Here is a 25,911-nt window from a genome sequence, read left to right on the forward strand (position 1 = left end):
AATCCGTTGTTGCCCGCGACGGGCGATGTTCACACCTGGCGCTGGGGCTGCGCCGCGTCCAGTCGGGCGCGCAGCGCGTCCAACTCGGCCCACAGCACGCCGGGCAGCTTGTCACCGAACTTCTCGAACCACTCGGTGATCATCGGCAGCTCGTTGCGCCACTCGTCCGGGTCGACCTTGAGCGCGATCCGGACGTCCTCCGGGGTCATGTCCAGTCCCTCGACGTCGAGCGCGTCCTGCGCCGGGACCATGCCCACCGGGGTCTCGACCGCGTCGGCCGTGCCCTCGATCCGCTCGACGATCCACTTGAGCACCCGGGAGTTCTCGCCGAAGCCCGGCCACAGGAACGAGCCGTCCGGGTCCTTGCGGAACCAGTTGACGTAGTAGATCTTCGGCAGCTTGGCCTCGTCGCCGTCGGCGCCCTTGCCCATCTCGATCCAGTGCCGGAAGTAGTCGCCCGCGTGGTAGCCGATGAAGGGCAGCATCGCCATCGGGTCGCGGCGGACCACGCCCACCGCGCCGGACGCGGCGGCCGTCGTCTCGGACGAGAGCGTCGCGCCCATGTAGACGCCGTGCACCCAGTCGCGGGCCTCGGTCACCAGCGGAATGGTGTCCTTGCGGCGGCCACCGAAGAGGATCGCGTCGATCGGTACGCCGTTCGGGTCGAAGTACTCGTCGGCGAGGATCGGGCACTGCGTGATCGGGGTGCAGAACCGGCTGTTCGCGTGCGAGGAGAGGCTGTCGCTCTCCGGCGTCCAGTCGTTGCCCTTCCAGTCGATCAGGTGCGCCGGGGGCTCCCCCATGCCCTCCCACCAGACGTCACCGTCGTCGGTGAGGCCCACGTTGGTGAAGACCGAGTTGCCGCGGTCCAGCGTGCGCATGGCGTTGGCGTTGGTCTTCCAGTCGGTGCCGGGCGCGACGCCGAAGAGGCCGTACTCCGGGTTGACCGCGTAGAGCCGGCCGTCCGGGCCGAACCGCATCCAGGCGATGTCGTCGCCGATGGTCTCGACCTTCCAGCCCGGGATGGTCGGCTCCACCATGGCCAGGTTGGTCTTGCCGCAGGCGGACGGGAAGGCCCCGGCGATGTGGTGGACCTTGCCCTCCGGCGAGGTGATCTTGAGGATGAGCATGTGCTCGGCGAGCCAACCCTCGTCCCGGCCCATCACGCTGGCGATACGCAGCGAGTAGCACTTCTTGCCGAGCAGCGAGTTGCCGCCGTACCCGGAGCCGTACGACCAGATCTCGCGGGTCTCCGGGAAGTGCGAGATGTACTTGGTCTCGTTGCAGGGCCACGGCACGTCCTGCTGGCCCGGGGCGAGCGGGGCGCCGATCGAGTGCAGCGCGTGCACGAAGTCCGCGTCGTCGCCCATCGCCTCGAGGATCGCCGCGCCCATCCGGGTCATGATGCGCATCGACGCCACCACGTACGGGCTGTCGGTGATCTCGACACCGAACATCGGGCTCTCGGCCTCGACCGGGCCCATCACGAACGGGATGACGTACATGGTGCGACCGCGCATCGATCCGCGGTACAGCTCGGTCATCGTCCGCTTCATCTCGGCCGGCGCCATCCAGTTGTTGGTGGGGCCGGCGTCCGCCTCGTCGACAGAGCAGATGTAGGTGCGCTCCTCGACCCGCGCGACGTCGGACGGGTCGGTGCGCGCGTAGAACGAGTTCGGCTTCTTCTCCGGGTTCAACCGGATGAGGGTGCCGGCCTCGACCAGCTCATCGGTGAGGCGACGCCACTCCTCGTCGGACCCGTCCACCCACACGACCCGGTCGGGGGTGGTCAGTTCCGCGACCTCACGGACCCAGGCAAGCAGTTTCGGATGGGACGTCGGGGCCTGATCGATACCCCGCACTACAGCCGGAGCAACCATGACACATCTCCTTGTGGTCGACGCTGACCGATCTATGGGATGCACGAGTCTCAGCGACGCGAAGCGCCGCCTTCGTGGAAACCTGGGATTGGGCTCAGCGTAAACCGGGCAGCCTTCCGAGTCAGTGGGACTGGTTGTGAAGAACTGCACAAGGTACGGCCACGCTGCGGTATCACGATCTGATACCCGCTTTCCTGCGCAGTTTCACGCAAATCTTGTTGTGCACCCCCGGTCGACGCGTGTTGCGGTCGGGCCGTCAACCCACCCTGCCGACCGGTTCGCGGATTCCCGTTCCGAGGCGCGTCAGTCCTCCCTTCTGGTTACGCTGCGTTCAACGGCGGCACACCGGCAGACAGGGCCGCGATGGGCGACGATGTCCCCCTCGCCGTTGCTCCCCCGCCGACACCTCCACAGCCGGTAGGCTCGCCCCGTGGCCGCCACGATGACCGGGGAGCAACCGGGCCCCCGGCAGACCCGACCGGGTCTGGTCCGCGCACTGCTCGACCGTTTCGGTCACCTCGTGCGCGAGTTGAGCAAGTTCGCCACGGTGGGCGGGATCGCCTTCCTCATCGACTTCGCGCTCTTCAACTACCTGACGACGGCGCGCGGTATGGAGCAGGTGACGGCCAAGACCATCTCGACCGTGATCGCCGCGACCTTCGCCTTCCTGGGCAACCGCTTCTGGACCTGGCGGCACCGCCAGCGCAGCAACCCGGCGCGGGAGTACGCGCTGTTCTTCTTCTTCAACGCTGTCGGCCTGGGGATCGCGGTGGGATGCCTCGCGATCAGCCGCTACGGGCTCGGCAGCATCTGGCCCGCCGTCTTCCAGACCCAACTGGCCGACAACATCGCCAGCTTCGTCGTGGGCACCGGCCTCGGGACGCTGTTCCGATTCTGGTCCTACCGGCGGTTCGTCTTCGTCGAAGCGGGAACTCCGGTCGTTCCGCAGGTGGAGGACGACCGGGATCACGGGGCGTGACCTGTCGCCCACCTCGTCCGGCCGGTGACCGCCGGCTCTACCGACTGCCCTAAGGTGTTTCGCATGCGTCTTGTCCGTCTGCTGCCTGAGCGCTGGCAGAAGTTCATCCACGAGGCGCTCAAATTCGGCATCGTCGGCGGCATCAACACCGTCATCAATTACGCGGTGTTCAATGTCCTTGCACTTACCGTTTTCGTCAACGGTCAGTTGAAGGCGACCGTGATCGCGACGATCGTCGCCACGATCACGTCGTATCTGATGAATCGCCACTGGACGTACCGGGATCGCCCGAAATCGGCGCTTCGCCGGGAGTACGTCCTGTTCTTCCTGTTCAACGGTGCCGGCCTGCTCATCGAACTGGGCGCGGTGGCCGCGGCCAAGTACGGCCTCGGCGTACACGGCCTGCTGGCGCTGAACGTGGCGAAGACCGCCGGTGTCCTGCTGGCCACCCTGTTCCGCTTCTGGTCCTACCGGACCTTCGTCTTCCAGCCCGTCACGCCGGCCGAGGACGACACGAAGACCGAGCCCACCTGGCATGACATCCCGCGCGACGAGTGGGACACCATGGCCGAGATGGACCCGGTCGCCGAGCTGGCCGAATCGGTCTCCGAGCTGGAAGAGGCGGAGTCCGCCGACCGGCCCGGCCCGACACCCGGAGCGACCGGTGCCGCTCCCGTGCAGGGGCGACCGATGACCGCCGACCTGGACGCGGAACTCGCCGCGGAGCTGCACGCCGGCACGCGTCGCGCACCCCGCCGGTGACGGCTCCCGCCTCCCGCTCCGGAACCGGGGCGCCCGCCGAGCTGTTCTTCGAGGACCTCGTCCCGGGACTCACCGTCGACCTCGGGACGGTGAGCGTGGACGGCGACGAGATGCGGGCCTTCGCCCGGCGCTTCGACCCGCAGTGGTACCACGTCGACCAGGAGCTGGCCGAGGCCAGTCAGTACGGCGGGGTCATCGCCAGCGGCTTCTACACGGTCAGCCTGTTCATGCGGGCGTATGTCGATCACCTGCTGTCCCGCGCGGCGGCGGACGCCTCCCCCGGCCTGGAGGAGTTGCGGTGGCTCGCCCCGGTCCGTGCCGGCGACCGTCTCGCCGTCCGGGTCGACGTGATGGGCGCGCGCCCCTCGGACGCTCGCGCGGGGCTCGGCACCGTCATCCTCACCGGCACCATGCTCCGCCTCGGCCCGGACAACCGGCCCGAGCAGGAGGTGCTGCGGACACGCTTCCGTGGCTGGTTCGCGCTACGGCCGGTCGAGACAGACCCCGAGGCCGGGCCGCCCTCGACCGCACCGACTCCGGCTCCGGCTGAGCAGGCTGGGACGGATCACGCTGGGGCGGAACAGGCTTCGGCGGGGCCGGCGGCGGCCGGGGCCGCTCAGCACACCTGACCACTCCGACCCGGTCCTCGGGCCGGAGTGGTCAGTGCCGATCGGCTCAGCTCGTGGTGTCGCGCAGCGGCTTGCCCTCGCGCATGTCGGCGAGGATGTCGCGCATCTCCCCGTCGCCCAGCGAGTGCTTGTCGTGCTGCGCCTCGACCAGCTCGTAGAGGGTGGTCTGCACCCGGCCGACCCCCGGTACGTCCTTGAGCACCGACTGGCCGCGTTCGCCGGCGGACTCGATGGTGAGGGTGCCGCAGCCGAGCAGCCGCTCGAAGAAGTGCTGGTTCATCGAGTGGTCGTTGATCCGGGTGAGCGGAAGGTCCCGCCGGTCCCGGGAGAACACACCCTGCTGCAACAGCACGCGCTCGTTGGTGAACAGGTAATGGGTGGTACGCCAGACCAGGAACGGCCACAGACCGAGCCAGAGGACCGCGACCAGGCCGATCGCGCCGATCACGGCCAACGCGATCGAACCGCCGGAACTCTCGGGCAGCAGGAGCACGCCGACCACCACGGCGGCGATGGCGAGGACCAGCACCAGGATCGGCCGGACCAGAGCCTTCCAGTGCGGGTGCAGGTGCAGCACGACGTGCTCGTCCTTCGTGAGCACGTCTTCGGGGAACGCCACGACAACCTCCAACGCCTTTTCTTTGACGCGCCGACCGTAATCCCCGAAAGCCACTCGGCGACATCCGCCACGCGGCCCCACCCGAGCTTCCGCGATCTTGCACTTTCGGTCGCCGTTACGCGGCCTTGAGCCCGGTACGCCACGACAGAAAGTGCAAGATCGCCGCGCAGGGGGGCTCAGCGCAGGTGGAGCACGTCTCCGGCGGCGATGGATCGGGTTTCCGTGGGAGTGGTGAGCTGGAGTTGGCCGTCGTTGTCGATGCCGGTGGCGGTGCCGGTCTGGGTCTCGCCGTTGGGCAGCAGGACCCGTACCTCGCGACCGATCGTCGCGCAGGACTCCAGGTAGGCGTCGCGCAGGCCACTGGCCTGGGCGTCCCCGCCTGCGGTGCGCCAGCGGTCGTACCAGTCCGCCACCGAGCGCAGCAGCGCCCGGAGCAGCGGATCCCGGTCGGTGGCCGCCGCGCCGGCCAGTTGCAGCGAGGTGGCCGGCAACCCGGTCGGGTTCACCGGCAGCTCCTCGGCCCGCAGGGTCACGTTGAGGCCGATGCCGAGGACGATGGCGGGCGGTTGGGCCGGCGAGCGCCCCGGCACCGCCTCGGCCAGCACGCCGGCACACTTCGCGTCGCCGATCAGCAGATCGTTGGGCCACTTCAGAGCGGCGTCCAGCTCGGCCAGCCGGGCCACCGCCTCGACCAGCGCGACGCCCGCGAGGAGCGGCAGCCAGCCGTACCCCGTGGGTGGGACCGGTGCCCAGCCGCGGTCCGGCGCGGCGTCGCCGGGCCGCAGCAGGACGCTGGTGGCGATGCCCGCGCGCGGCGGCGACTGCCAGACCCGGCCGCGCCGACCCCGCCCGGCGGTCTGCCGCTCCGCGACCACGACCAGCCCTTCCGGCTCGCCCGCCGCGGCAGCCTCGGACACGTCCGCGTTCGTGGAGCCCGTCTCGGCGTACAGCTCCAGGCGGGCCCACGGTCCGTTCGGCGCGACCAGCGCGCGCCGCAGCCGGGCCGCCGACAGCGGCGGTCGGTCCAGATCGGTGTACGGGGAGCCCGGCATTCCGTCAGCCTACGGCGGCGAGTGGTGCCGGCGTTGAGGCGTACTGCACAGATGCCCCCACCTGAACCATCGTTATATTCCCTGGGTGACTACCGAGACCGGGACCAACATCCACAGCACTGCCGGCAAGCTGGCGGACCTGGAGCGCCGGGTCGACGAGGCGGTGCACGCCGGGTCGGCGCGCGCGGTCGAGAAGCAGCACGCCCGCGGCAAGAAGACCGCCCGCGAGCGGATCGACATGCTGCTCGACGAGGGCTCCTTCGTCGAGCTGGACGAGCTGGCCCGGCACCGGTCCACCGCCTTCGGGCTGGAGCGCAACCGCCCGTACGGCGACGGCGTGGTGACCGGCTACGGCACGGTCGACGGCCGGCAGGTGTGCGTCTTCGCCCAGGACTTCACCGTCTTCGGTGGCTCCCTCGGCGAGGTCTTCGGCGAGAAGATCGTCAAGGTGATGGACCTCGCCATGAAGATCGGTTGCCCGGTGATCGGCATCAACGACTCCGGCGGCGCCCGCATACAGGAGGGCGTGGTGTCGCTCGGCCGGTACGGGGAGATCTTCTTCCGGAACGTGCGCGCGTCCGGGGTCATCCCGCAGATCTCGCTGGTGATGGGGCCCTGCGCCGGCGGCGCGGTCTACTCCCCGGCGGTCACCGACTTCACCGTCATGGTCGACCAGACCTCCCACATGTTCATCACCGGCCCCGACGTGATCAAGACGGTCACCGGCGAGGACGTCGGGATGGAGGAGCTGGGCGGGGCCCGTACGCACAACACGCGCAGCGGCAACGCCCACTACCTCGCCAGCGACGAGGACGACGCGGTCGACTACGTCAAGGCGCTGCTGTCGTACCTGCCGTCGAACAACCTCGACGAGCCGGTCGTCTTCTCCGTCGACGCGGATCCCGACGTCACCGACGAGGACCGTGAGCTGGACACGCTCATCCCGGACTCGGCCAACCAGCCGTACGACATCCACACCGTCATCGAGCACGTCCTGGACGACGGGGAGTTCCTGGAGGTCCAGCCGCTCTACGCGCAGAACATCGTCATCGGCTACGGCCGGGTGGAGGGCCGGCCGGTCGGCGTGGTCGCCAACCAGCCGATGCACTTCGCCGGCACCCTGGACATCGCCGCCTCCGAGAAGGCCGCCCGGTTCGTACGCACCTGCGACGCGTTCAACATCCCGGTGCTGACCTTCGTCGACGTGCCCGGGTTCCTGCCCGGGACCGGCCAGGAGTGGGACGGCATCATCCGCCGGGGCGCCAAGCTCATCTACGCGTACGCCGAGGCGACCGTCCCCAAGGTCACCGTGATCACCCGCAAGGCCTACGGCGGGGCGTACGACGTGATGGGCTCGAAGCACCTCGGCGCGGACCTGAACTTCGCCTGGCCGACCGCGCAGATCGCCGTGATGGGCGCGCAGGGAGCGGTGAACATCCTCTACCGCTCCGAGCTGGCCGGCGCCGAGGACCCGGCGGCGGTCCGGGCCCAGAAGATCGCCGAGTACGAGGACACCCTGGCCAACCCGTACGTGGCGGCCGAACGCGGGTACGTCGACTCGGTGATCGCGCCGCACGAGACGCGTACCCAGATCGTCCGGGCGCTGCGCGTCCTGCGCACGAAGCGCGAGACCCTGCCTCCGAAGAAGCACGGCAACATCCCGCTCTGACGCCGGCCTGATCGCTTGGTCCGCGCGCTTCGCTTGATCCGCGCAACTTCGGGGAAACTGCTGCTTCCCGGCGGCGGGAGGCAGCAACATCGCCGAAGTTGCGCGGATCTTCGCCGCACTGCCGGCAGTCAGCAGGCCGGGTTGGCGGCGGCGCACAGTCGTCGGGCGGCCACCCGGCCCAGCGCCTCCAGATCCGCGTCGCGCAGTCCCAGGTCCGGACTGGCTTCCAGCACTGTCACCAGGTCGCCGACCTGGACCACCACGGTCATCCCGACCGGGGTGGAACGCTGGAGCGTCCTACCGGTGGGCGGGCCGTCGGGGGCGAACGCGACGTGCCGCACCAGAATCGACTCGTCACCGGCGAAGTTGCTCGCCGCCGTCTCCCAGGCGTGCCTGCTCTCGTTCAACGTCGTCTCGCCAGCCGCCACGACCGACTGGACGGAATGCCAGTCGGGGCAGGCGTCGAGCAGCGCCCTCAGGTGAGTGAAGATTCGCGCGCCGACCAGCGGATCGAGTCGATAGACGTCCTGACTGAGTTCGACCCGCGCCGGAGCGCGGCCTTTTTTGGTGGGCGACAACAGGGTCTGCGAACGCGAGTATCGGGAGTACGCGGGAACCGTCGGCACGCCCCGGTCGTCGCCGCACCTCTGCAATGTCGGGTCCAACCGGACGGCCTCACCGAGGCCGGCGTCACCGAGCGGCACGACGCTGCCCACCGGCACCTCGGTGACCGCCACCAGGGAGTCGAGTGGGATCTCCGCCCGGGCGGGGCTCTGCGTCGAGGCGGGCACGGCGGCATCGGGCGGAGCCGACGTGCGCTCCTTGAGCGCATACACCGGCCCGGTCACCGCCGCGAGCACGGCGACGGTCGCCAGCGCCACCGTCCGGCGACTGCGCCGGCGGGCCCGGGCCCGGATCTCCTGCGGCTCCGGCCACCGCACGTCACTCAGGTCGCGCTGGATCCGGTCGATGAACGTCGGGTCGTCACGCATCGGTGGCCTCCTCCAGGTCAGAGACGGCGAGCAGGCCGGCGAGCGCGGCGCGCCCCCGGGAGAGGCGGGCCTTGACCGTGCCGACCGGGGCGGCGGTCTCCCGCGCCACCTCGGCGACCGGCATGCCCACCAGGTAGTACAGCGCGATGGCGACACGCTGCTCCTCGGGCAGCCGACGCAGGGCGGCGACCACCTCGACGGTGTCGGTGCCGGGCCCGGGGACGGTCTCGGTCGCCCCGTGCCGCAGGTACGCGCGGGCGCGACTGCGCAGGCTGCGCCACCGGCTGACGGCGATGCGGCTGGCCACCACCCGTACCCAGGCCTCCGGGTCGTCGTACCCGCTGATCGTCGACCACCGCTGCCAGGCCCGGATGTACGCCTCCTGCACCGCGTCCTGGGCCTCGACCCGATCGCCGGTGAGGGCGTAGACGAAACCGAGCAGCCGTTGTCGGCTCCCCCGGTAGAACTCGTCGAACCCGTCGACGTCCGGCACCCGTTACCTCCCCGTGTCGGTCGCAGGGAACACGCGCCGTGCGGGGCCTCCGGTTGCCACGTTCAGGCGATCATCTTCTCCAGCTCGGCGAGCGGGAACGCACCGGCCGCGATCCGCTGCCGGGTGGCCTGCCGTACCGCCCGCTGCACGGCCACGTTGGCGGGCGTCGGCACACCGTGCAGCCGGCCGAGCAGCGCGACCTCGCCGTTGAGGTGGTCGACCTCGGTCGAGCCGGTGCCCCGGGCGAGGCTCTGCCAGGTGGAGCCGCCGGACCGGTCGGCGCCGCCGACCGGGCGCTGCTGGACCAGGTCACCGCGTTCGGCCCGCTCCTGGGCCGGGGAGGTGTGCGGGATACCGGCGGCGGCGAGCGCGGCGACGCCCTCGGCGCGTACCCGCTCGACGAGGGCGTCCGGGATGTCCTCCCCGAGCAGCGCCTGAAGGCCGTTGCCGAGGTTGCTGAGCAGCTTGCCGTACTTCCAGCGCAGCACGTCCTCGCGGACCGGCGCGACGAAACCGGCGGCGGTCAGGTCGGCGGCGATCGCCCGGTCGGTGTCGTCGGCGCCGCCCGGATAGCGGCCGATGTGGAGCATCCCGGGGTGCGGATGCCCGTTCGCCACCACCACGCCCGGGTCCAGGTGGGTGGCCGGCAGCCAGACACAGACCGGGTGCACGTCGGCGAAGAGCCGCAGGGCGGCCCGCTCGTTCGCCACCCCGTTCTGCGCGGTGACCAGCGGCAGTCGCTCACCGGCCGTACCACCGCCGGCGACCGGGGCGTCCACCCACGTCGCCAGCGCGGCCTCGGTGTCCTGCGACTTCACGGTGAGCACCAGCACCGTGTCGGCGGGCAGCGGCCGGTCACCCGGGCCGTCGACGGCGGCGAGCCGGGCGGTCACGTCGCCGTCTGGCTGCCGCAGCGTCAGGCCGCGCTGCCGGATCGCGTCCAGGTGCGCGCCGCGGGCCACCAGCGTCACGTCCCGGTCGGCCTGCGCCAGCCGTACGCCGATGGTCCCGCCGACCGCGCCCGCCCCGATGATCACGTATCGCATGGGCCCATTCTGCCCGCCGCCCCGACGCACCCCGTCGTCAGAGGGTTAGGCCGGCGTCGGTGAGGATGGGGCCGGTCAGCAGGAGGGCGCCGGCTACCAGGGCGACCAGGTTGACCAGGGCGAAGAACATGACCCAGAAGAACGCCGGGAACGGGGTCAGCCCGGCAAGCTGGTCGGCGTCGGAGGCGGGCATCCGGCCACGCGCGCGCAGGCGTTGCAGCTCCACCACCGGCCGTACCCCGCCGAGCAGCAGGAACCACACCCCGGTGTACGCGAACGCGGCCTGCACCTGCGGCGTCGCGTACCACGAGACGGCGAACACCAGCGCCCCGGTGACCAGCAGCGACACCACGCCGAACGCGTTGCGGATCATGACCAGCATGGCGAGCAGCAGCGCCACCGCGACCCAGAGCAGCAGGGTGATCCGGTTACCGCCGAGCAGCCAGGCGCCGGCCAACCCGATCAGCGGCGGGGCGACGTACCCGGCGAGCAGGGTCAGGATCATGCCCGGCCCGGTGGGTCGACCGGCGGAGAGCGTCAGCCCGGACGTGTCCGAGTGCAGCCGGATGCCACGCAGCTTGCGACCGGTGAGCAGAGCGACGAGCGCGTGCCCGCCCTCGTGGGCGATGGTGATGGCGTTGCGGGCGATCCGCCAGGGCAACCGGGTGGAGACCACCACCAGCGCGACGGCCGCGGTGATCAGCACCAGCAGCGGGGGCGGATCCGGCTGCGCGCTGAACAGCGTGTCCCACATGTCGCCCAGTCCGTCGATCGACATCATGGGGCGCGAGCCTACCGGCGGCGTTCCGTGTCGCTGCCGAGGCACCGGCTCGTATCCTGTGAGACTGATCGGGTGGCGAGTGAAGCGGGAGGTGAGGGCCGATGAGCGCGGAACCCCTGGGACACCACCTCGGTCTCTGGACCGAGGCCGACTATTTCGCCCTGGGTGAGACCCCGGACCGAATCGAGCTGCTCGACGGGAGCCTGATCGTGAGCCCTGCCCCGAGCAAGCGGCACCAACTGGTGTCGTGGGAACTGGTCTACAGCCTGCGTCGTGCGGTGAGGCCACGATCCTTCCTCGCTTTCGAGGCGGTCAACGTTCGGCTTGGGCCGGACCGGATCGTCATCCCGGACGTCGTCGTCGCTGACACCGACGACGAGGGCACGGCCGTGGAGGCCGCCGAGGTGGTGCTGGTGTGCGAGATCGTCTCGCCGGGCAACGCTGCCGCCGACCGCCTGGTCAAGATGCAGCTCTACGCCATCGCGCGGATCCCCTGGTACCTGCTGGTCGAGCAGGACGGCGACGGTCACTCGCTGCGCCTGTACCGGCTCGACGGCGAGCACTACGTCGAGGACCAGGTCGCCAAGGCCGGCGAGACGTTGAGCATCGCGGAGCCGTTCCGCTGGCAGCTCGACCCCGCCACCCTGCGCTGATCGTTGACCCACCGCAACCGCGGCGACCACCGACAGCCGTCAATGAAAGTTTTCTCTACAACTCTTGCGATCAAGGGCACTTAACTCCAAAGATGGGCGTCAATAGACCGGCGTCCCTGGAGGCACTCATGGCCCGTACCCGATCATCGCTGCGCCGCGCGCTCGCGGCCGGCCTCACCGTCCTCGCCACCGCGGCGGCCGCCCTGGTCGCGACCGCCGGTCCGGCGGCGGCGGCCACCACCGCCGGCGTCGACGTGTCCCACTACCAGGGCAGCATCAACTGGACCAGCGTCCGGAACGCGGGCATCGAGTTCGCCTTCATCAAGGCGACCGAGGGCACCAGCGTCAAGGACTCCGCCTTCAACACGAACTACGTCAACGCCTACAACGCCGGGGTGATCCGCGGGGCGTACCACTTCGCCCGGCCCAACATCTCCGCCGGCTCGACCCAGGCCAACTACCTGGCCTCCAACGGTGGCGCGTGGTCGGCGGACAGCCGCACCCTGCCGGCCGCGCTGGACATCGAGGCCAACCCGTACAGCGGCGGCTACTGCTACGGCCTCAGCACCACCGGAATGCGTAACTGGGTGCAGGACTTCCTGAACACCTACCGTTCGCGCACCGGCCGGTACGCGGTCATCTACACCACCACGAGCTGGTGGAACCAGTGCACCGGCAGTTGGACCGGCCCGTGGGCGAACCACCCGCTCTGGCTGGCCCGCTGGTCGAGCACCCCCGGCGCCCTGCCGGCCGGCGCTTCGGTGTGGAGCTTCTGGCAGTACACCAGCACGGGTTCGGTCTCCGGGATCAGCGGCAACGTGGACCGCAACTACTGGAACGGCGACCGGAGTCGCCTCGTCGCCCTCGCGAACAACACCTGACCGGGCCGTTGGCGGCAGCGGGATCGACTATCACCGCACGGTGCACAATCGGTCCGGCTGCCGCCACACCACCGGTTACGGGTCAGGCCCGCCGTCGGCTGATCGCCGGCACCATCACCGGAGCTTCCTCGCGGACGACCGCGTCCCGCCGGCTGAGCCGCCGGACGCCCACCGCGCCAACGGCGATGGCGACGACGCCGAACAGCGCGACGAGTACCGGAAGCCCAACGCTGATCAGCAGCAGTGCCACATCCCCGAGTGCGACGAGCATCCACAGTGCCAGCCGGGGCCGGGCGTTCCTGTATCGGTAACCCATGTCGCACCTCCCTCCGTCGTTGGAGATCAGATACCCCGAACGACGCAAGAACATGCGGGAGAGGTTCGTGCAGGTGCGGAACGCGGTTCAGTTGACCCGGTCGGGCTTGAAGCCCTTGACGATCTGGTCGAAGTTGGCGAGGTTGGCCTGCCAGTCCTTCTCCGCGATCTCCCACCGGATGGCGTAGCCCCGGTTGCTGGCGGTCACGAAGCCCCGATTGCGCACGTGGATGCGGGTGTTGTTCCGGGTCTCCAACCACTCCCAGTCGGCGCAGGTCCGATACCAGTCACAGGCCTTGATGCTGCCCACCAACTGGTAGTTGCTGACCAGATTCCGACGGTACGGTTCCTTTTCCTTCCAGTCGGCGACCGCGTCCTTCAGCGGGGTGGGGGTCCACTGGACCAGCATCTTGCCGGGCCCGCCGGACTGGTTGAAGACGGCCGTGTCCGAGCCGGTCTGGCGGCCGCTCCAACCGGGTGGGAGCGGGATGGAGAAGGTCGGCCCCTTGTGCAGCGTCCAGCCCGCCGGCAGCGCGTTCGGGTCGGCCGACGGCGTGGCCGACGGAGTCGGGCTGGCAGCGGCGCTCGTCGGCGGGGGCGCCGCCGGGGCGGTCGTCGGGGCTGCGGAGGTCGCGGCGGCGGACGTCGGGTCGGCCTGCGGGGTCTCGTTGTCGTCGCCCTTGGTCAGCATCGGCACGATCACCACGAGGCCGATCAGCAGCAGGGCCACCAGCGCACCGATCAGCACGTTCCGGCGGGTGTTGTCCGGCTTCGTACCCTCGAACTGCGGCACCGCCGCGCGCCCCGCCGGACCCACCGGCGGCATGACCGACGTGGGCGCCGAGGGTTTGCGCTGCTCCGGCGCGACCGGCGGCGGGCCGTCGACGGCCGTCGGCTCGTCGTCGCCCGCCGGCGTACCGTCATCGGTCTTGTCGTCGGCGGCCGGCACCGTCGCGGTCGGCTCGGCCTCGGACGGGCGGTCGATCTTCGCCGTGGGCTCGGCCGGGACCGTGGCCGTCGGCTCGGCGTCCGCGCCGGCCGGCACGACCTCCGTCGGCGTCGCGTCGGCCACCGCCGGCCCGGACGCAGCAGCGGCTACCGGCCCCGGGGTACGCGGAGCCGGCGGCGACACCGGGCGGTCGGCGACCTCCTCGGCCGGGCGGGGTGCCGGCACGAGCGGCGGACGCGGCTCACGCGGGCCGTTCGGCCCCGGCCGGCGCACGCCGTCGAGCAGCGAGATGCCCCGCGACCGCTTTCCGGCGGCGCGGCGCAGCAGCCGCTCGGCCACCTCGGCGGTGATCCGCTCGTTCGGGTCCTTCTGGAGCAGCCCGTTGAGCACCGGCTTGAGCGGGCCGGCGTTCTTCGGCGGCGGCATCGGCTCGGTGGCCAACGCGGCCAGCGTGGCGATGGCGGAGGGCCGCGCGTACGGCGACTTGCCCTCCACCGCCGCGTAGAGCGTCGCGCCCAGCGACCACAGGTCGGCCTCCGGCCCGGCGGTGCCCTCCCGGGCCCGTTCCGGCGAGATGTACGCGGGCGAGCCGAGCACCATGCCGGTACGGGTGACGTTCGGGTCACCGGGGATCGTGGCGAGGCCGAAATCGGTCAACACCACCCGGCCGTCCTCGCCCAGCAGCACGTTGCCCGGCTTGACGTCGCGGTGCATGACGCCCGCCTTGTGCGCCGCGTTCAGCGCGCCCAGCACGCCCAGGCCGATCTCGATCGTGCGGGCGACCGACACCGGCCCGTCCTCGGCGAGAGTGTCCTGCAACGACCTCGACGCCACGTACTCCATGACGATCCACGGGTCGCCGTCGGTGCGCAGAACGTCGAAGATGCGTACCACGTTGACGTGGTTCAGCCGGGCGATGGCCCGCGCCTCGCGCAGCGACCGCTCCCGCATCTCGCGGCGTTCCTCGTCGGTGAGGCCGGGCGGCGGCACCAACTCCTTGATGGCGACGTCGCGGTGCAACACCTCGTCGCGCGCCTTCCACACCCGACCCATGCCACCCTGGCCGAGCGGCGACAGAAGCCGGTATCGGTCAGCGACGAGTTGGGGAAGCGCGTTCGACATCGGTGAGACGGTACCCGGACCCGCCGACGGTCACACCGCCGGCACGCCACTGTGCGTGTGACGTGACTTCGGGCCGCGTACGCTGGCGGCATGCCTGCCGAAGAGCCGCTGTTCCGGGTCGTCCGCGGCGCGCCCACCGCCGAGGAGTTGGCCGCCCTGATCGGGGCGGTCATCGTGCGGTCCCGACCGGCCACCCCACCCGCGCCGGCCGCCACGTCCGCCTGGGCGCGCAGCGGCCGGCCGGCCCGCCCCGACACCTGGCGCGCTTCCGGTCTCCCTCGCTGACCCGGGCCGCCCCGGTGGGGGCTGCCAGGATGGCGGTTAGCCGTTAATCTCACTGAGGGAAACGGTGCGGTGACGGACAGGGAGGGTCGATGATCCCCGAAGAGGACCAGCCGGCGCCCTGGCTGCACGGCTACGGCGGCATCGAGGCCGACATCCGTCAACTCCGCGAGTTCGCCGACCGGCTCGCCGCCGAGGTCGAGAACAACTACGCGCCCCACCTGCCGTACATCGCCGAAGACATGTCCGCGAAGGTGCCCAACCCCTGCGACGCGTTCGTCGAACTGGTCACCTTCCTGCACGCCCACCACGAGACGCAGCAGGCCACGACCGACATGGTGTACGCCGTCCGCGGCGCCACCGGCCACCTGGCCGCCGTCGCCGACCGGGTCGCCACCCAGTACGCCGACAGCGACGCCTTCTCCGCCGCCCGCGCCGTGGACGTCCAACACGCCCTCGCCGACCCGGGAAGCGTCCTGCCCGGCAGCCGGACGCCGACACTGAGCGACCCCACCGGCCCCGACAGCGAAAGGCCGGTGGTCCTCCCGTGATCGAGCGTGGTGGCGGCCGCACCTCAAGCCAGACCGACTGGCACCTGATGGACCTCAACAGCATGTGGGCGTGCCTCCAGGACCACGACACCACCAGCCACTGGAAACAGGTCGCCGGCTGGCGCAAGGTCTGCGACCTCGCCCAGATCCACCTCGGCCGACTTCAGGAGTACCGGCGGGGCCTCGCCGAGGCATGGCCCCCCGAAACCAGCGCCGCCTCCGGCACGTACCTCGCCCAACTCGACGACCTGATCGCCAAGGTGCGACACACCCACGACGCCGCCGCCGCCAACTACACCGCGCTGTCCGCCGCCACCCAGGCCATCGGCACCACGCGCGCTGAGCTCCGCAAGCTCCACGAGGAGTACGCGACAAAGCTCCAACAGAAGCGGGCGTACGAGGCCACCGCCGCCGACCCCAAGGCGGTCATGGGCAATCGGGTCGTGGACGCGCCGGTGACGGACAGCGACCTGGAACGGCTGAACGTGCAGGCGCGGGCAATGATGTTCAACCTGAGTGGCGAATTACAACAAGCCCAAGCCACCCTCCAAAAACCCCCACCCCCACCCCCTCGGTCACGACGAGATCCGTCCACCACAGACGCCTACGACTCTGCTCCGGGCCCAACGATCCCGCCGATTGTTCCCGTCCCCGTTAGGCCGGATACAGCCGCGCCGCAGCTCTCACCGAATGTTGCGACCAAGACGAATCCTATTCAATCCGCCGGTGGAGTTGGACCAGTACTAGGCAGCGCTGGGCTCGGCACCGCACCAACTCCGATAAACACAGGGTTGCAGGGCGTCACATCGAACAGCCCAACCATCGGCTACGGTACGGCCCAAATATCGACCAGCTCGCCTGCCCGCCCGCTCTTGCCGCCACAAGGGCAGACGAACAGCATGGAACGACCCACTCGCGGATCTAACAGCGGAGTTCCACACGTTCCACCGCCTCGGCCTACGCCGACTAACGGCATAATTGGCGCCACGCCTGGCTTCGGGGCTAACTCACCTTCACCTGGCGGCAATTCCGCCCGCAAGGTAAATCCGATCGGCGGCGTAATCGGCGGCGGCGGTGCCGGGACCACGCCGACCGGCGGTGCCGGTACGCGACCGGGCAGCGGTCGAGGCGCTTCCGGAGCACAGGGCTTGCCGCCCATCGGTGGCGGCACCCCAGGCTTAGGGAGCAATTTCGGCTCCTACTCTCCCCCCGGCCGCACAAACGAAACAGAGGGCGATAGGAACGGGAGGAATTGGGACCCCGACCACCCTTGGGAGACCGAAAAGGGTGTAAGCCCAGTCGTCCGCTCTCCGGACGAGCCAGGGCCATCTGACCCAGGACCTGCCATCGGCCTCGATCGGTGACCTACCTTATTCCGCAGAGTTTGGCAGCTTGGGCTGCCTCTCTGGTCCTAATCGCGCCAACGTCCCTGTTCGCAGGGGCAGCCAGCCAGCTAACTTTAGAACCCACCGAGGCCGAACTAGTCCGGGCAGATCAGTGGCACCTAAACTACCTCAAGGTCCGCGACGCACAGCGGATCACTCGAGGGGCAGGGATTGTTGTCGCAGTTCCGGACACGGGAGTTCAACCTCATCCCGATCTAGACAAAAATTTGCTGGATGGAATCGACTTGATATCCGGAGAGGGCGACGGAAAGAACGACCAGAACAGCCACGGCACTGGCATGGCCGGATTAATCGCCGCCCACGGAAGAGGAGACGCTCTGGGCGCCCTAGGCATGGCACCAGACGCAAAAATTTTGCCGATACGCGACACCTCCAGTGACGGCCAAGGGGAGCCCGACGCCCTAGCAGCTGGCGTTGATTATGCCGTTCGAAATGGGGCAGACGTGATCTGCATTTCTTCGGTCGGTGGCGCCGGAATCCCGTTGCAGCAATCGATCGAAGCAGCAGTTGCTGCTGACGTCGTTCTGGTTGCAGCCGCCGGCAACAAGCCAGGGGATGCTGCCGTTGGTTATCCAGCATCGGAGGATGCAGTCATCGCGGTCGGAGGAGTAGGTCGCGACGGGAATCATGCAGACATCTCTGTAACCGGTCCTGAGATTGATGTGGTCGCACCTGCAGTCGATATTTACAGCACGAGCATTGACGGCAAGTACCGTAAGGGCACCGGCACCTCCGATGCCGCGGCGATTGTGGCCGGGGCGGCGGCGTTGATCAGGTCGAAGTATCCCTACCTGCCGGCGCAGGAAGTGGCCCACCGGCTCACGGCCACAGCCGTTGACAAAGGGCCGCCCGGCCGGGACGACGAGTACGGGTACGGCGTGATCGATCTTGTGGCGGCACTGACGGCGGACGTACCTCCGCTGGGGTTTGAATCGGTGAGCGCGCCAGCCGGCACGGCCGATGCTCGGCCGGACGACAATGCCGGCTCGGCGGTTCGGGGCTTTGCCGCCCTTGGCGTGATCGTCGCCGTTGGGGCTGGGTGGGCCTTCGTGGCACGGCGTCGGCGGCGCGGAGATGACCCGCCGCCCAGAATCAGTCGCTAGGCGTGCCGGGCGTCCTCGATCGACTCGGGATCCTTGAGGTTGGGGTGTCCGGTGGCTCGGGATGCCCCGGTTTTACTGGAAGCCGAGTGGACCACGGCGGCGGGCGTCCTCGATCGACTCGGGTTCCTTGAGGTTGGGGTGTCCGGTGGCCTGGGATGCCGCGGTTTGCTGGAAGTTGAGTTGATCATTGCGGCGCGCGGCACGGCGGCGCGCGGCGCGGCGGTGAGGGCCGGGAACGAGTGTCAGGCGTGGCGGGCCGGGTAACGTCGGGCCGGTGTCTGACACTCTGCCGCTTCGCCTTGTGCTGGCCTCTGCCAGTCCCGCTCGTCGAAAGTCACTTCGGGCCGCCGGCATCGAGCCGGACGTGCTGGTCAGCGGGGTGGACGAATCCCTGGTGGTGGCCGATCGGGCTGAGGATCTCTGCCTCGAGTTGGCCCGGCTCAAGGCCGAGGCGGTGCTCGCCCGGTTGAATCCGACCGCCACGACGCTCAGCGCAACCACCAACGCCAAGGACACCGCCAACACCAGCACGGAAAGCACCACCACCACCAGCACCAACACCGCAAGCACCAACACCGCAACCACCAGCGCCAGCACGGCCCGCCAGCGGACCCTGGTCATCGGGTGTGACTCGGTGCTCGAGTTCGACGGGGAGATTCTTGGCAAGCCGACCGACGCGGCGGACGCGACCCGTCGTTGGTTGCGGATGCGGGGGCGCAGTGGGGTCCTGCACAGCGGCCACTGTCTGATCGACGGTGTCGCCGGGCGGCGGGCGGAGGCGGTCGCCTCGACGGTCGTCCACTTTGCCGACATCAGTGACGACGAGATCGCCGCGTACGTCGCCACGGGCGAGCCGTTGGCGGTGGCGGGCGCGTTCACGATCGACGGGTTGGGCGGGGCGTTCGTGGAGCGCATCGAGGGTGACCCGGGGACCGTCGTCGGGTTGTCGATGCCGTTGCTGCGTCGGCTACTGGCGGAACTGGGGCTGCAGATCACGGACCTGTGGACAAAGGTCGCGCCGGGCGGCCAATCGGTCGAGCCGCTCGGTAACGTCCATTCATGACCACGAAGTCGATCCCGCTCACCGACGAGTTGCACGCCTACCTGGTCGCGCACGGCGCGCCGCCGGACCAGATCATTCGAGATCTGGCCGAGGAGACCCGGTCGGTGCTGCCGGAGCACGCCAGCATGCAGGTGGCGCCGGAGCAGGCCGCGTTCCTGACGTTCCTGACCCGGCTGCTCGACGTACGGCAGGCCGTCGAGGTCGGCACGTTCACCGGCCTGTCGGCGTTGGCCATCGCCCGGGGCTTGCCCGAGGGAGGGCGGCTGACCTGCTTCGACATCTCCGAGGAGTACACCGGGATCGCCCGGCGCTACTGGTCCCGCGCCGGGGTGCAGGACCTCATCGACCTGCGTATCGGCCCGGCCGGCGACACGCTGCGGGAACTGCCGCAGGAGCGCCACCTGGACTTCGCGTTCATCGACGCCGACAAGACCGGGTACCCGGTCTACTGGGCCGAGCTGGTGCCGCGAATGCGGCCGGGCGGGGTGATCGCCGTCGACAACGTGCTGCGCGGCGGGCGGGTGATCGCGCCGCAGGACGTCAACGACCGGGCGATCGCGGCGTTCAACGATGAGGTGCTGGCCGACGTACGGGTGGACCCGGTGATGCTGCCCATCGCCGACGGCCTCACCCTCGCCCGGGTGCGCTGAGCGGCGCTGTGATCGACCCGGGTTCCTGAAAATCGCGGCATCCCACGCCGTAGGACACCCCAACTTCCAGGAACCCGAGTCGATCAAGCACAGGGCGAGGCGTCAGCGGACGCTGCGGGCGAACTGGCGGGCGGCCCAGAAGACGCCAAGCGCGGCGAGGACCGCGGTGATGGTCAGGCCCTGCCAGACCTTGTCGCTGCCCAGGTCACCGGCGAACAGCGCCCGCGTGCCGTCGACCGCCCAGGAGAACGGGTTCCAGTCGGCGATGCCCTGCAACCAGCCGGGAGCGAAGGTCAGCGGCAGCAGGATGCCGGAGAGCAGCAGCACCGGCTGCGCCACGGTGTTCATCAGTGGGGCCAGCGCGTCCTCACTCTTGACCTTGAGTGCGACGCCGTAGGAGACGGCCGAGGTCATGAGTGCGATGAGGGCGAGCATCAGGTACGCCAGCAGCAGATCACCGATGAAGACCCGCAGGTCGAACAGGAGCGCCAGCAGCGTGATGATGACGGCCTGCACGATGAGCGAGACCACGTCGCGCAGGGAGCGGCCGAGCAGCAGTGCCAGGCGGCTGATCGGGGTGACCCGGGAGCGTTCGATGACGCCGGCGCGCAGTTCGGCGATCAGGCCGAAGCCCTGGAACAGGCCGCCGAAGATGGCCAGCAGCACCAGCAGGCCGGGTACGAAGATCTTGTAGGCGGCGGCCTGGGTGGGCGCGTTCAGGGCCGGCTTGAGCAGGGGGGCGAAGAGCAGCAGGTACATCACCGGCTGGAACACGCCGACGAAGACCCAGACCGGGTTGCGCAGCAGGAGCTGGATCTGCCGCTGGAAGATCAGCCACGTGTCGCGGGCGAATTTCATGAGTCGTCTCTCCGGGGGTCAGGACTCGCGCAGCGAGCGGCCGGTCTTGGTCAGGAAGACGTCGTCCAGGCTGGGCCGGTGCAGCTCGATCGAGCGCAGCTCGAGCCCGGCGTGGTCGAGGCGGCGTAGCACCTGGGGAATGGCGGTGGCGCCCTCGTCGACGTAGAGGCGCAGGCCGCCGTCGTCGGCGGTCTCCAGCTTGTTGACGTACGCCTCGCCGTCGAGCGCCTTCGCGGCCTGCGGGGTGGCGGCCACGTCGAGTCCGACGAGCACCACGTCGCCGGAGATCTCCCGCTTGAGTTCGGACGGCGTGCCCTCGGCGACGACCTCGCCGTTGTCCATGATCGCGATGCGGTCGCAGAGGGCGTCGGCCTCGTCGAGGTAGTGCGTGGTGATGAAGACGGTCATCCCGTCGCTGCGCAGTCGCCGGATCTCGTCCCACATGTGGGCGCGGCTCTGCGGGTCGAGGCCGGTGGTCGGCTCGTCCAGGAAGACGATCTTCGGCTCGTGGATGATGCCGAGCGCGATCTCGACCCGTCGACGCTGGCCACCGGAGTAGGTCTTGCACTTGCGGTCGGCGTACTCGGTGAGCTGGAAAGCCTCCAGGGCGCGGACGGCGCGCTGCTGCGCGTCGGCCTTGCCGATGCCGTACATCCGGGCGTGCAGGACCAGCTCCTCGCGGGCGGTCGACTCGTCCCAGGTGCTGCCGCCCTGCGGCACGTACCCGATGCGGCGGCGCACCTCCGCCGGGTCCTTGCGCAGGTCGGCGCCCGCGATGGTGGCCTCGCCACCATCGGGCTCGATCAGCGTGGCGAGCATCCGCAGCGTGGTGGTCTTGCCGGCGCCGTTCGGGCCGAGGAAGCCGAAGATCTCGCCCTCGGCGACCTCCAGGTTGACGCCGCGCACGGCGTCCACCGTCTTCGTCTCTCGACCCGCGCGGGAGCGGAACGACTTCCGCAGCCCCCTGGTCTCGATCATTTCTGCTCCTGGTCGGTCGGGCCGGCCAGTCGGGCCGGCCGTCAGGTGTCGGTCGGACCGGTGGGCCGGCCGTCGAGTGGGACGACGCCGGACGGCGCACTCCCCCGCTGTGCCGACAGCAGGCTAACGCGATATAGCGCTTCTAGTCAACGTTGATTATTTCGCGTCGCGGTCGAACCGCTCCTCGCCCTCCCGTGGACCCGACCAACCCTCGGCGTCCCGCAGTTCAGCAGGCAGGTACGACACTCCGGACTCGATCCGCTCCGCGATGCGCTCACACCAGCTCAGCTCCGCCTCCGCCCGCGCCGACCACAGCTCGAACATCCAACTGACGTGCACCGGCTTGGTGTTACGCACCCAGTCCGACTGAAGCGAGGCACGCATCGACTCCATGCCGGCCCGCAGCAGGTTGGCCCGGTTGCGCAGCGCCGCCGCCGCCTCGGACCGGGGCATCGCGGGCAGGAACGAGAAGGCCGCGGTGAAGGGGTCGACGGGCTCGGAGAAGTTCCACCAGAAGTTGCGCAGCAGGGTCTCGAACTCGTCGTCCCCCTTCGGCGTGACCTCGTAGGTCGTACGCGCCGGCCGGGCACCGACCTGCTCGGTGGCGACGGCCCGCAGCAGCCCCTCCTCGGTGAGTTTGCGCAGCGCGTGGTAGATCGAGCCGGGCTGCACGTTCGCCCACTTGTCGGCGCTCCAGCTCAGCAGCTCGCGGCGCACGTCGTAGCCGTGCACGGGCTGCATCCACCGCACCAGGCCGAGGATCATCATCCGAGTCGCAGACACCAGACAAGCGTAATAGCCAAGTTTGACTAAACCAGTGCCCCATCCCACACTGAGCGATCGTTAGGGGCCGCCCGGGCCGGCCGATACACTCCCCGTCAGTAACCTGCCGGGAGGAGCCACGAAGGTGCGCAAGGTACTGATCGCCAACCGCGGCGAGATCGCCGTCCGGGTCATCCGCGCCTGTCGTGACGCCGGCCTGGGCAGCGTCGCCGTGTACGCGGACTCCGACCGCGACGCCCTGCACGCCACGCTCGCGGACGAGGCGTACGCGCTCGGCGGAGACAGCGCGACCGACACGTACCTGCGCATCGACAAGCTGCTCGACGTCGCCGCCCGGGCCGACGCCGACGCCGTGCACCCGGGCTACGGCTTCCTCAGTGAGAACGCCGACTTCGCCCAGGCCGTCATCGACGCCGGGCTGACCTGGATCGGTCCGACCCCGCAGGCGATCCGCGACCTGGGCGACAAGGTGACCGCCCGGCACATCGCCCAGCGCGCCGGCGCGCCGCTCGTCCCCGGCACCCCGGACCCGGTGGGCAGCCCGGACGAGGTGATGGCCTTCGCCGTCGACCACGGCCTGCCGGTCGCCATCAAGGCGGCCTTCGGTGGCGGCGGTCGGGGCCTGAAGGTCGCCCGCACCATGGAGGAGATCCCCCAGCTCTTCGAGTCGGCCACCCGCGAGGCCGTCGCGGCGTTCGGTCGCGGCGAGTGCTTCGTCGAGCGCTACCTCGACCAGCCCCGCCACGTCGAGGCCCAGGTCCTCGCCGACCAGCACGGCAACGTGATCGTGGTGGGCACCCGGGACTGCTCGTTGCAGCGCCGGCACCAGAAGCTCGTGGAGGAGGCCCCCGCTCCGTTCCTCACCGACGCCCAGCGCGCGCAGATCCACGAGAGCGCCAAGGCGATCTGCCGCGAGGCCGGCTACCACGGCGCCGGCACGGTGGAGTACCTGGTCGGCAAGGACGGCACGATCTCCTTCCTGGAGGTCAACACGCGACTCCAGGTCGAGCACCCGGTCACCGAGGAGACCGCCGGCATCGACCTGGTCCGCGAGCAGTTCCGGATCGCCGACGGCGAGAAGCTCCGGATCACCGAGGACCCGACACCGCGCGGGCACGCCATCGAGTTCCGGATCAACGGCGAGGACCCGGGCCGCAACTTCCTCCCCGCGCCCGGCACGGTCACGGCCCTGCGCCTGCCCAGCGGCCCGGGCGTGCGGGTCGACACCGGCATCTCGGCCGGCGACGTGATCGGCGGCAACTTCGACTCGCTGCTCGCCAAGGTGATCATCATCGGTGAGACGCGCACCGAGGCGCTGGAGCGCGCCCGCCGCGCCCTCGACGAGATGGTCGTCGACGGCATGGCCACCGCGCTGCCGTTCCACCGGCTCGTCGTGCGGGACGAGGCGTTCACCGCCGAGCCGTTCACCGTGCACACCCGGTGGATCGAGACCGAGTTCCACAACACCGTGCCGCCGTTCGCCGCCGCCGGCGCCGCCGATGCGCCGGCCGAACGCGACACCGTCGTGGTCGAGGTCGGCGGCAAGCGCATCGAGGTCAGCCTCCCCGCCGGCTTCGGCGGGAGTACGACCACAGCCTCAACCGCCTCCCGCAAGCCGACCCGGCGCGGGGGCGGCGCGAAGGCCGGCGTACCGGTCGGCGGCGACGCGCTCACCTCCCCGATGCAGGGCACCATCGTCAAGATCGCGGTCGCCGACGGCGACACGGTGGCCGAGGGCGACCTGGTGGTGGTGCTTGAGGCGATGAAGATGGAGCAGCCGCTGCACGCCCACAAGGCGGGTACGGTCAGCGGACTGGCCGCCGAGGTCGGAGCCGTGATCACGGCAGGTGCGCCCATCTGTACCATCTCCTGACCCTGGTCGGAGTTTTGTCCCCGCAGGTGGGCTCGGTGGGGGTGGTTTGCGGCACCGAGGTGGGCGCGGGCGTCCGCGGGCGGGAATGATGGCCGGGTGCGTTTCCTCTCCGGCGCGGCCCCCGCGCACGACCTGACCTACACCGACGTCTTCATGGCGCCGGCCCGCTCCGACCTCGGCTCCCGCCTCGACGTCGACCTGTCCACCGGCGACGGCACGGGCACCACCATCCCGCTGGTGGTGTCGAACATGACGGCGGTCGCCGGCCGACGGATGGCCGAGACGGTGGCCCGTCGGGGCGCGATCACGGTGATCCCGCAGGACATCCCGATCGAGGTCGTGGCGAACGTCGTCTCCTGGGTCAAGCAGCGGCACCTGGTCTACGACACGCCCATCACCCTGGGCCCGACCGAGACCGTCGGCGACGCGATCCACCTGCTGCCCAAGCGGTCACACGGCGCGGTGATCGTGGTCGACGAGGCCGGCCGGCCGATGGGCGTGGTCACCGAGGCGGACACCGTGGGCGTGGACCGGTTCGCCCAGCTGCGACACGTCATGTCGACCGAGCTGCACACCGTGCCGGCGGACGCGGACCCGCGTACCGGCTTCGACCGGCTCTCCGCCGGCCGACGTCGACTCGCTCCGGTGGTGGACGCCGACGGCCGGCTGGTCGGGGTGCTGACCCGGCAGGGCGCATTGCGGGCCACCCTCTACACGCCGGCCGTGGACGACCGGGGTCGGCTGCGCATCGCGGCGGCGGTCGGCATCAACGGAGACGTCACCGGCAAGGCCGCCGCGCTGCTCGAAGCCGGGGTGGACACGCTGGTCGTGGACACCGCGCACGGCCACCAGGCACGGATGATCTCGGCGTTGCAGGCGGTCCGCAAGCTGGACCCGGGCGTACCCGTGGCGGCCGGCAACGTGGTCACCGCCGAAGGCGTACGCGACCTGGTCGAGGCCGGCGCGGACATCATCAAGGTCGGTGTCGGCCCGGGCGCGATGTGCACCACCCGGATGATGACCGGCGTGGGCCGTCCGCAGTTCTCCGCCGTCCTCGACTGCTCGACGGCCGCCCGGCAGCTGGGCCGGCACGTCTGGGCCGACGGCGGCGTACGCCACCCCCGCGACGTGGCGCTCGCGCTCGCCGCCGGAGCGTCGAACGTCATGATCGGCTCCTGGTTCGCCGGCACCTACGAGTCCCCTGGCGACCTCTACACCGAACCGGACGGCCGGCGGTACAAGGAGAGCTTCGGGATGGCCTCGGCGCGGGCGGTGAGCGCCCGTACGGCCGACGACAGCCCGTACGACCGGGCTCGCAAGGCCGTGTTCGAGGAGGGCATCTCCTCGGCCCGGATGTACCTCGACCCGCACCGCCCCGGCGTCGAGGACCTCATCGACGAGATCATCGCCGGGGTACGCAGCGCCTTCACCTACGCCGGCGCCCGCAACCTGACGCAGTTCCACGAGCGGGCGATAGTCGGTGTCCAGAGCGCCGCCGGCTACACCGAAGGAATGCCCCTCCCCACCAGTTGGTAAGACCCC

Annotated in this window: 25 protein-coding genes; 13 read left to right on the forward strand and 12 right to left on the reverse strand. The window is 70.1% G+C overall.

Features of this window, described 5'->3' with window-relative positions:
* Positions 1-29: 29 nt before the first annotated feature.
* Positions 30-1,880: a phosphoenolpyruvate carboxykinase (GTP) gene (locus ACIA3K_RS12640; protein WP_396800930.1), complete on the reverse strand. Its 1,851-nt coding sequence runs from the start codon at positions 1,878-1,880 to the stop codon at positions 30-32.
* Positions 1,881-2,322: 442 nt separating this feature from the next.
* On the opposite strand from ACIA3K_RS12640, the gene ACIA3K_RS12645 reads away from it, so the two are divergent.
* The 3 genes from ACIA3K_RS12645 to ACIA3K_RS12655 all read left to right on the forward strand — a co-directional run bounded on the left by ACIA3K_RS12645 (position 2,323) and on the right by ACIA3K_RS12655 (position 4,250).
* Positions 2,323-2,859: a GtrA family protein gene (locus ACIA3K_RS12645; RefSeq protein ID WP_396801283.1), complete on the forward strand. Its 537-nt coding sequence runs from the start codon at positions 2,323-2,325 to the stop codon at positions 2,857-2,859.
* A gap of 63 nt (positions 2,860-2,922) precedes the next feature.
* On the forward strand, positions 2,923-3,621 hold the full coding sequence (locus tag ACIA3K_RS12650) for a GtrA family protein (protein ID WP_396801284.1): 699 nt from the start codon (positions 2,923-2,925) through the stop codon (positions 3,619-3,621).
* Complete coding sequence (locus ACIA3K_RS12655; protein ID WP_396800932.1) at positions 3,618-4,250, forward strand: MaoC/PaaZ C-terminal domain-containing protein; 633 nt, start codon at positions 3,618-3,620, stop codon at positions 4,248-4,250. The genes ACIA3K_RS12650 and ACIA3K_RS12655 overlap by 4 nt, the downstream gene beginning before the upstream one ends.
* A 46-nt stretch (positions 4,251-4,296) precedes the next feature.
* Here the strand turns inward: ACIA3K_RS12655 and ACIA3K_RS12660 are convergent, their stop codons facing one another.
* Together ACIA3K_RS12660 and ACIA3K_RS12665 are read right to left on the reverse strand one after the other, a co-directional pair.
* Entirely contained in the window at positions 4,297-4,869 is a 573-nt protein-coding gene (locus ACIA3K_RS12660; protein WP_396800933.1) for a PH domain-containing protein, read from the reverse strand.
* Positions 4,870-5,045: 176 nt separating this feature from the next.
* Positions 5,046-5,921 (reverse strand): biotin--[acetyl-CoA-carboxylase] ligase, encoded by an 876-nt coding sequence (locus ACIA3K_RS12665; protein WP_396800934.1) that lies wholly within the window; start codon positions 5,919-5,921, stop codon positions 5,046-5,048.
* Between the two features lie 85 nt (positions 5,922-6,006).
* On the opposite strand from ACIA3K_RS12665, the gene ACIA3K_RS12670 reads away from it, so the two are divergent.
* A complete protein-coding gene (locus tag ACIA3K_RS12670) occupies positions 6,007-7,590 on the forward strand; it encodes an acyl-CoA carboxylase subunit beta (protein WP_396800936.1) in 1,584 nt (527 codons plus the stop codon).
* 128 nt (positions 7,591-7,718) lie between these two features.
* On the opposite strand, the gene ACIA3K_RS12675 is transcribed toward ACIA3K_RS12670, so the two are convergent.
* From ACIA3K_RS12675 to ACIA3K_RS12690, 4 genes are all read right to left on the reverse strand, one after another.
* Entirely contained in the window at positions 7,719-8,582 is an 864-nt protein-coding gene (locus ACIA3K_RS12675) for a hypothetical protein (RefSeq protein WP_396800938.1), read from the reverse strand.
* Positions 8,575-9,075 (reverse strand): SigE family RNA polymerase sigma factor, encoded by a 501-nt coding sequence (locus ACIA3K_RS12680; protein WP_396800939.1) that lies wholly within the window; start codon positions 9,073-9,075, stop codon positions 8,575-8,577. The genes ACIA3K_RS12675 and ACIA3K_RS12680 overlap by 8 nt, the downstream gene beginning before the upstream one ends.
* Before the next feature lie 62 nt (positions 9,076-9,137).
* Positions 9,138-10,121, reverse strand: a complete 984-nt coding sequence (locus tag ACIA3K_RS12685) for a ketopantoate reductase family protein (protein WP_396800940.1) — start codon at positions 10,119-10,121, stop codon at positions 9,138-9,140.
* A gap of 37 nt (positions 10,122-10,158) precedes the next feature.
* Positions 10,159-10,902 carry a M50 family metallopeptidase gene (locus ACIA3K_RS12690; protein ID WP_396800942.1) on the reverse strand — a complete coding sequence of 248 codons (744 nt, stop codon included), beginning with the start codon at positions 10,900-10,902 and terminating at the stop codon, positions 10,159-10,161.
* Between the two features lie 101 nt (positions 10,903-11,003).
* On the opposite strand from ACIA3K_RS12690, the gene ACIA3K_RS12695 reads away from it, so the two are divergent.
* Both ACIA3K_RS12695 and ACIA3K_RS12700 read left to right on the forward strand, forming a co-directional pair.
* Positions 11,004-11,555 carry a Uma2 family endonuclease gene (locus ACIA3K_RS12695; RefSeq protein WP_396800943.1) on the forward strand — a complete coding sequence of 184 codons (552 nt, stop codon included), beginning with the start codon at positions 11,004-11,006 and terminating at the stop codon, positions 11,553-11,555.
* A gap of 128 nt (positions 11,556-11,683) precedes the next feature.
* The gene (locus tag ACIA3K_RS12700; protein WP_396800945.1) at positions 11,684-12,436 is read left to right on the forward strand and encodes a GH25 family lysozyme; all 753 of its coding nucleotides are present in this window, start codon (positions 11,684-11,686) and stop codon (positions 12,434-12,436) included.
* Positions 12,437-12,518: 82 nt separating this feature from the next.
* On the opposite strand, the gene ACIA3K_RS12705 is transcribed toward ACIA3K_RS12700, so the two are convergent.
* Both ACIA3K_RS12705 and ACIA3K_RS12710 read right to left on the reverse strand, forming a co-directional pair.
* Entirely contained in the window at positions 12,519-12,752 is a 234-nt protein-coding gene (locus ACIA3K_RS12705; protein ID WP_396800947.1) for a hypothetical protein, read from the reverse strand.
* Positions 12,753-12,839: 87 nt separating this feature from the next.
* Positions 12,840-14,822, reverse strand: a complete 1,983-nt coding sequence (locus ACIA3K_RS12710; protein ID WP_396800948.1) for a protein kinase — start codon at positions 14,820-14,822, stop codon at positions 12,840-12,842.
* 90 nt (positions 14,823-14,912) lie between these two features.
* Here ACIA3K_RS12710 and ACIA3K_RS12715 point away from each other — a divergent pair, with 90 nt between their 5' ends.
* The 5 genes from ACIA3K_RS12715 (at position 14,913) to ACIA3K_RS12735 (ending at position 19,877) form a co-directional block, all read left to right on the forward strand.
* Positions 14,913-15,107, forward strand: coding sequence for an acyl-CoA carboxylase subunit epsilon (locus ACIA3K_RS12715; protein ID WP_396800949.1), 195 nt, complete (start codon positions 14,913-14,915; stop codon positions 15,105-15,107).
* An 89-nt stretch (positions 15,108-15,196) separates the two neighbouring features.
* Positions 15,197-15,655 (forward strand): hypothetical protein, encoded by a 459-nt coding sequence (locus ACIA3K_RS12720; RefSeq protein ID WP_396800951.1) that lies wholly within the window; start codon positions 15,197-15,199, stop codon positions 15,653-15,655.
* 1,414 nt (positions 15,656-17,069) lie between these two features.
* Positions 17,070-18,164 (forward strand): S8 family serine peptidase, encoded by a 1,095-nt coding sequence (locus ACIA3K_RS12725; RefSeq protein ID WP_396801286.1) that lies wholly within the window; start codon positions 17,070-17,072, stop codon positions 18,162-18,164.
* 274 nt (positions 18,165-18,438) lie between these two features.
* Entirely contained in the window at positions 18,439-19,227 is a 789-nt protein-coding gene (locus ACIA3K_RS12730) for a Maf family protein (RefSeq protein WP_396800952.1), read from the forward strand.
* Positions 19,224-19,877 (forward strand): O-methyltransferase, encoded by a 654-nt coding sequence (locus tag ACIA3K_RS12735; protein WP_396800953.1) that lies wholly within the window; start codon positions 19,224-19,226, stop codon positions 19,875-19,877. Before ACIA3K_RS12730 ends, ACIA3K_RS12735 begins: the two co-directional genes overlap by 4 nt.
* Positions 19,878-19,979: 102 nt before the next feature.
* On the opposite strand, the gene ACIA3K_RS12740 is transcribed toward ACIA3K_RS12735, so the two are convergent.
* From ACIA3K_RS12740 to ACIA3K_RS12750, 3 genes are all read right to left on the reverse strand, one after another.
* The gene (locus ACIA3K_RS12740) at positions 19,980-20,735 is read right to left on the reverse strand and encodes an ABC transporter permease (RefSeq protein WP_007455563.1); all 756 of its coding nucleotides are present in this window, start codon (positions 20,733-20,735) and stop codon (positions 19,980-19,982) included.
* Positions 20,736-20,753: 18 nt separating this feature from the next.
* A complete protein-coding gene (locus ACIA3K_RS12745) occupies positions 20,754-21,713 on the reverse strand; it encodes an ATP-binding cassette domain-containing protein (protein WP_396800954.1) in 960 nt (319 codons plus the stop codon).
* 156 nt (positions 21,714-21,869) lie between these two features.
* Positions 21,870-22,481: a PadR family transcriptional regulator gene (locus ACIA3K_RS12750; protein ID WP_396801288.1), complete on the reverse strand. Its 612-nt coding sequence runs from the start codon at positions 22,479-22,481 to the stop codon at positions 21,870-21,872.
* A gap of 139 nt (positions 22,482-22,620) precedes the next feature.
* Here ACIA3K_RS12750 and ACIA3K_RS12755 point away from each other — a divergent pair, with 139 nt between their 5' ends.
* Together ACIA3K_RS12755 and ACIA3K_RS12760 are read left to right on the forward strand one after the other, a co-directional pair.
* A complete protein-coding gene (locus ACIA3K_RS12755; protein WP_396800955.1) occupies positions 22,621-24,369 on the forward strand; it encodes an acetyl/propionyl/methylcrotonyl-CoA carboxylase subunit alpha in 1,749 nt (582 codons plus the stop codon).
* 96 nt (positions 24,370-24,465) lie between these two features.
* A complete protein-coding gene (locus tag ACIA3K_RS12760) occupies positions 24,466-25,905 on the forward strand; it encodes a GuaB1 family IMP dehydrogenase-related protein (RefSeq protein WP_396800956.1) in 1,440 nt (479 codons plus the stop codon).
* Positions 25,906-25,911: the final 6 nt, after the last annotated feature.

Origin of the sequence: Micromonospora sp. NPDC051543 (genome assembly GCF_044454415.1) — a bacterium.
In the GTDB taxonomy this organism is placed as follows: Bacteria; Actinomycetota; Actinomycetes; order Mycobacteriales; family Micromonosporaceae; genus Micromonospora.